The sequence below is a fragment of the uncultured Stenotrophomonas sp. genome, assembly GCF_963519925.1.
Lineage (GTDB): Bacteria > Pseudomonadota > Gammaproteobacteria > Xanthomonadales > Xanthomonadaceae > Stenotrophomonas > Stenotrophomonas maltophilia_AE.
Window position 1 is genome coordinate 76,531 of sequence record NZ_CAUQPH010000004.1, and the last position, 6,000, is coordinate 82,530.

The following is a 6,000-nucleotide window of genomic DNA, read 5'->3' on the forward strand; positions in this document are numbered from 1 at the left end:
CATCCCTTCCGCTACCTGATTCCGCTGCGGCCTCCGGCCACGGCGTTCCCGCGCTCGCAATTTTTTCGAGGAAACCTCCCATGGCCAAGCGCCATCGTCGTTGCACGTCCCTGCCCCGCCGCACCCTCAGCATCGCGCTGCTCAGCGCGTTGAGCACGTCCGCCTTCGCGGCAGGCGAAGTCGCTGGCGAGCCCAGGACCCTGGACCAGGTGGTGGTCACCGCCTCGGGCTTCGAGCAGAAGATCACCGATGCGCCGGCCAGCATCAGCGTGGTCAGCCGCGAGGAGCTCAGCAAGCGCCCGTACACCAGCCTGGTGGATGCGCTGCGCGACGTGGAAGGCATCGACGTCGGCATGGAAACCACCGACAAGAACGGTCGCGCCACCATTTCCATGCGCGGCATGCCATCCGAATACACCCTGGTGCTGATCGATGGCCGCCGCCAGAGCAATGTCGGCCAGCTGTACCCGAACAACTTCGGTGGCGGCCAGTTCGCCTACCTGCCACCGCTGGATGCGATCGAACGCATCGAAGTGGTACGCGGCCCGATGTCCACCCTTTACGGTTCCGACGCCATGGGGGGCGTCATCAACATCATCACCCGGCGCAACCAGGACAGCTGGCACGGCTCGGTGACCCAGGGCTTCACCGTGCAGCAGGACGACCAGTTCGGCGATGCGCGCACCACCGACATCTACCTCACCGGCCCCTTGGTCAAGCAGCGCCTCGACGTGGCCGTGCGTGGGAGCTATTACGACAGCAAGGCCTCCAACCCCGAGTGGGAAGCCCTGACCCTGCCGGATGGCACCCCGTGGGAGCGCAGCATCGGCTTCGGCGGTGGCGGCAAGGCGGTGGCCAACACCAACTGGAACACCGGCGTGCGCCTGGGCTGGTCGATCAACGACGACCATGACCTGTCGCTGGACTACGACGTTTCCCGCCAGAAGTACGACAACAGCGAAGGCCAGACCGGCACCCTGGACAGTCTGGCCAGCCTGTGGCGGGTGGGCAATGCCACCGTTCCCAACCCGACCGGCACCGGCACCGTCACCCGCCGCGTGGTGCAGCCGCGCGTTGGCTACACCGCCTACCAGCGCTACGAGCGCGACCAGCTGGCACTGACCCACCAGGGCCGTTATGCCTTCGGCACCTGGCAGACCACGCTGACCCACACCAAGAGCAACAACCTCGGTCGTTCGCTGCCGCTGACCCTGGACGAGCGCGCGGACCTGCAGACGCTGTGGAACGACGTGTGCCGCCGCACCGGCGCGGCCAACAACTGCGCGGCCGGCAGCCGCAACGGGCTGTCGGCGTTGAACGCGACCGAACTGGCGCGACTGGAAGCCTTCCTGCCGCGACCGCTGCGTACCATAGAGCTGGAAGGCTACGTGCTGGACACGATGCTGGACATGAGCTTCGACGCGCACAAACTGACCCTGGGCGGCCAGTTCACCGACACCGACATGATCGACGGCGTGTTCGGCATGGACGGCGCCGGCTACCGCGACAACGTCAAGCAGAAGCACCGCATGTGGTCGGTGTTCGCCGAAGACAACTGGGCGCTGACCGACGCGCTGACCGCCACCCTGGGCGTGCGCTACGACGACCACAACATCTTCGGCAGCCACGTCAGCCCGCGCGCCTACCTGGTGTGGAATGCCAGCGACGCCTGGACCTTCAAGGGCGGCGTGAGCACCGGCTACAAGACCCCGCGCCCGGACCAGCTGTTCCCCGGCGTGACCGGTTTTGGTGGGCAGGGCGTGCTGCCGCTGGTGGGCTCGCCCAACCTGCAGCCCGAAACCAGCACCAACTACGAGATTGCCAGCTACTACGCGGGCGAGCGCTGGGGCTTCAACCTCACCGGCTTCCTCAACAGGTTCGACGACAAGATCGCCAGCGGCGGCACCTTCCCGAACTGCGAAGTGGCGCCGGCGGGCAGCGGTTACTGCGTGGACGTCGGTCCGGGCTGGGCGGCGCTGGGCTACAGCACGTTCACCCAGAGCGTGAACATCGATACCGCGGAAACGCGCGGCGTGGAAGCGGCGGCGCACGTGGACCTGCGCGAGAACCTGGAGCTGCGCGGCAACTACACGTATACGAAGTCCGAGCAGACCAGCGGCAGCGCGAACGGCCAACCGATCGCCGGCAATCCCGCCAGGCACATGGCCAATGCCAGCCTGAACTGGCAGATCAGCGATGCCGTCAGCCTGGCGCTGATCGGCGAAGGGCGCTATGACCGCTATCGCGACACGCTGGTGACCAACGTGGGCGGCGTGAGCGCATCGCAGGTGCGGTATTACGACGACTACACGATCTTCCACCTCGGCGGCAGCTGGGACGTGAACCCGTGGCTGACGGTGAACGCGCGGGTAAACAACCTGTTCGACAAGGACTTCGTGTCGCAGTCGTGCGTGCTGCTCAGCGACAGCGAGTTCAACTGCGTGGATGATTACGCGACCAAGGACCAGCGCCGGAGTTACTGGATTTCGTTGAACGCGAAGTTCTGAGGTCCCGGCGCTGCGCGCCGCCGCCCGACCAACGGTCGGGCGCTACCGGCCCCCACGCACACCGGGCGCCCCACGCACATCGGGCACCCCACGCACACCGGGCGCCCCACACACACCGGGCACGCTCACACGCCGGTAGGTGCCGACCGTTGGTCGGCACACGCCGCAGACCGACCTCGCGCGACCAAGAATTGCGAACCATTCTCATCAATGGTGTAATTGGCTATTCGCCTTCCTGCCGTGACCGTGGCCACCAGCGCTCCCCCTTCCGCCGTGCAGCAACAACAGAACCGCGGCTTCTGGCTGCGTACCCTGCACCAGTGGCACTGGATCAGCTCGGCCGTCTGCCTGATCGGCATGCTGCTGTTCGCGGCCACCGGGATCACGCTCAACCACGCTGCGAAGATCGAGGCCACCCCGCAGGTGGTCAACCGCCAACTGGAGCTGCCGGCCGAGCTGCTCGGCCGACTCGGCGACCGCAGCGACGGCCATGCCCCGGTGCCGCGCGCCGCGGCCCGCTGGCTCGACCGCGAGCTGGGCATTGCCATCGGCAGGCGCCCGGCCGAGTGGTCCCCCGAGGAAATCTACCTGTCCATGCCCAGCCCCGGTGGCGATGCGTGGCTGAGCATCGACCGCGAAAGCGGCGCGGTGGAGTACGAAGCCACCTCGCGCGGCTGGGTCTCCTACTTGAACGACCTGCACAAGGGCCGCAACGCCGGCCCGGCCTGGGGCTGGTTCCTGGACATCTTCGCCGTGGCCTGCCTGGTGTTCTGCATCACCGGCCTGTTCCTGCTGCACCTGCATGCCCGCCAGCGGCGCATGACCTGGCCGCTGGTCGGCCTGGGCCTGATGGTGCCGCTGCTGATCGCCCTGATCCTGATCCACTGAGCCACGGATTTCGTTCCCTTCCACCTTCCCGGAGCCGCACCATGCGCGTCACCCTCACCATCGCCCTGAGCGGCCTGCTGGCCACCTCGCCGGCATACGCCACCACCCTGGACATCAATGTCGAGGTGCCCAAGCTCAACGTGGCCGAGTACCACCGCCCGTATGTGGCGGTGTGGCTGGAAGGGGCCGACCAGAAGGTCGCCGCCAACCTGGCGGTCTGGTACCAGCAGACCAGCAACAGCGAGGGCCACGGCACCAAGTGGCTGCCCGACCTGCGCCAGTGGTGGCGCAAGAGTGGCCGCGAACTGAAGGTGCCGGTGGACGGCCTGACCGGACCGACCAAGCCGGCCGGTACCCACGCACTGTCGTTCACCGACAAGCAGCCTGCACTGAAGACCCTGGCCCCGGGCAACTACACCCTGGTGGTGGAAGCGGTGCGCGAAGTCGGTGGCCGCGAACTGGTCAAGATTCCCTTCACCTGGCCGGCCACCGCCGCGCAGAACGGCAAGGCCCAGGGCAGCACCGAACTGGGCCTGGTCACGCTGTCGACCAAGCCCTGAGTTTTCCCGCCCTCCGCCCGGAGGGCTCCACATTGCCCGCACCTGGAGTTGTTGATGAAGCGCTCGCTCGTCCTCGCCGCCGCCCTGGCCGCCGCACTTCCGTTCTCCGCCGTCGCCCACAAGGCCTGGCTGCAGCCGTCGCAGACCGTAATCGCCGGCGACAAGCCGTGGATCACTGTCGACGCCGCTGTCTCCAATGACCTGTTCTACTTCAACCACGTGCCGCTGCGCCTGGAGAGCCTGGTCATCACCGCGCCGGACGGCAGCACCGTGCAGCCGCAGAACGCGGCCACCGGCAAGTTCCGCAGCGTGTTCGATGTCGAGCTGGCCCAGCAGGGCACCTATCGCCTGGCGTCGGTCAACAACGGCCTGTCGGCCAGCTGGGAAGAGAACGGCAAGCCGAGGCGCTGGCGCGGCAACGCGGCCACCTTCGCCACCGAAGTGCCGAAGAAGGCCAAGAAGCTGCAGGTAAGCCAGTCGGTCAATCGCGTGGAAACCTTCGTCACCAACGGCACCCCGAATGCCACCGCACTGGCGCCGACCGGCAGTGGCATCGAACTGGTCGCGCTGGGCCATCCCAACGACCTGTTCGCCGGTGAAGCGGCCACGTTCCGCGTGCTGGTCGACGGCAAGCCGCGCGCCGGCCTGGCCTTCGAAATCACCCGCGGCGGTACCCGCTATCGAAACGCGCAGGACGAGATCAAGCTCACCAGCGACAAGAAGGGCGAGATCACCGTCACCTGGCCGGAAGCCGGCATGTACTGGCTGGAAACCAGCAGCGAAGACAAGAAGACGTCCATCAAGCAGGCCAAAACCCGCCGCCTGAACTACGTGGCCACGCTGGAAGTGCTGCCGCAGTAACGCTGTGATTCCGCATTCGACCCCATGACCGCTCTGCTCGACATCGCCAGCCTCGGTGGCCACACCATGGGCACCACCTGGCAGGTGAAACTGGTCGTCCCTTCCGGGCGCGACCTGCACCCGTTGCATGCCGGCATCCAGGCACGACTGGATGCCGTGGTGGCGCAGATGAGCACATGGGAAGCGGACAGCGACATTTCGCGATTCAACCGCGCCGCTCCCGGCACCGCGCTGCCGCTGCCGGCGTTGTTTGCCGAGGTGATGGACGGCGCGCTCGACATCGCCCGGCGCAGCGACGGCGCGTTCGATCCTACCGTGGGTCCGCTGGTGGCGCTGTGGGGCTTCGGTGCGCACGCGCATGCCCGGCGCGTACCCGACGCGGCCCTGCTTGCCGCCACCCGGGCGCGCTGCGGATGGCAGCGGCTGCAGTGGCAACACGGCGGCCTGCTGCAACCGGGCGCGCTGGAACTGGACCTGTCGGCCATCGCCAAAGGCTTCGCGGTGGACCTGGTCACGCGCTGGCTGCGTGCCGGACAGATCAGCGCCGCGCTGGTGGAAGTGGGCGGCGAACTGCACGGGTATGGCCGCAAGCCGGACGCGCAGCCGTGGCGGGTGCTGGTGGAAGCCGGACCGGAAGAAGAAGCCGCGTTGGCGCACCCGCCGCGCGTGCTGGCGCTGGACGGTCTGGCCGTGGCCACCTCCGGTGACCGCTTCCATCAGTTCATCCAGGATGGCACGCATTACAGCCACACCCTGGACCCGCGCGTGGGCAGGCCGGTCAGCCGCAGCGCCGCAGCGGTCACCGTGGTCGCGCGCGACGCCCTGCACGCCGATGGCTGGGCCACCGCGCTCACGGTGATGGGGATCGAAAGCGGCCTGGCGTTCGCCAACGCGCATGGCATGGCCGCACGGTTCATCACCCGCACTGCGCACGGTATCGACGAACATCTGAGCACGGCATTTGCCGGGCTGCTGGCCGAACAGGAGGCCGCGACATGAAGCGCGGCCCCTCGAGCGCGGTACTGGGCAACTTCGCGATGATGGCGCTGCTGGCCGCGCTGGCGTGGCTGTTGCTGCGCCTGCACCTGCAGGAAGACTGGTGGCCGGGTGCGCCAACGGCATCGCACTTGCGCTGGGCGGCGGGCAGCGTCGTGGCGTACGCGGCGGTGTGCGCGCTGCTGTGG

At 67.7% G+C, this 6,000-nt stretch carries 5 protein-coding genes and 1 pseudogene; all 6 read left to right on the forward strand.

Features of this window, described 5'->3' with window-relative positions; genetic code table 11:
- The first annotated feature begins 80 nt into the window (after positions 1-80).
- Positions 81-2,507, forward strand: coding sequence for a TonB-dependent receptor (locus RWO33_RS01920; protein WP_314101504.1), 2,427 nt, complete (start codon positions 81-83; stop codon positions 2,505-2,507).
- Between the two features lie 246 nt (positions 2,508-2,753).
- Positions 2,754-3,395 carry a PepSY-associated TM helix domain-containing protein gene (locus RWO33_RS01925; RefSeq protein WP_314101523.1) on the forward strand — a complete coding sequence of 214 codons (642 nt, stop codon included), beginning with the start codon at positions 2,754-2,756 and terminating at the stop codon, positions 3,393-3,395.
- A 41-nt stretch (positions 3,396-3,436) separates the two neighbouring features.
- Positions 3,437-3,955 (forward strand): DUF2271 domain-containing protein, encoded by a 519-nt coding sequence (locus RWO33_RS01930; protein WP_314101507.1) that lies wholly within the window; start codon positions 3,437-3,439, stop codon positions 3,953-3,955.
- Between the two features lie 54 nt (positions 3,956-4,009).
- Positions 4,010-4,816 carry a DUF4198 domain-containing protein gene (locus RWO33_RS01935; protein ID WP_314101510.1) on the forward strand — a complete coding sequence of 269 codons (807 nt, stop codon included), beginning with the start codon at positions 4,010-4,012 and terminating at the stop codon, positions 4,814-4,816.
- A 24-nt stretch (positions 4,817-4,840) separates the two neighbouring features.
- Positions 4,841-5,815: an FAD:protein FMN transferase gene (locus RWO33_RS01940; protein WP_314101512.1), complete on the forward strand. Its 975-nt coding sequence runs from the start codon at positions 4,841-4,843 to the stop codon at positions 5,813-5,815.
- Positions 5,812-6,000: pseudogene (locus tag RWO33_RS01945) on the forward strand (sulfite reductase flavoprotein subunit alpha); the annotation flags it as partial. The gene RWO33_RS01940 and the pseudogene RWO33_RS01945, both read left to right, overlap by 4 nt.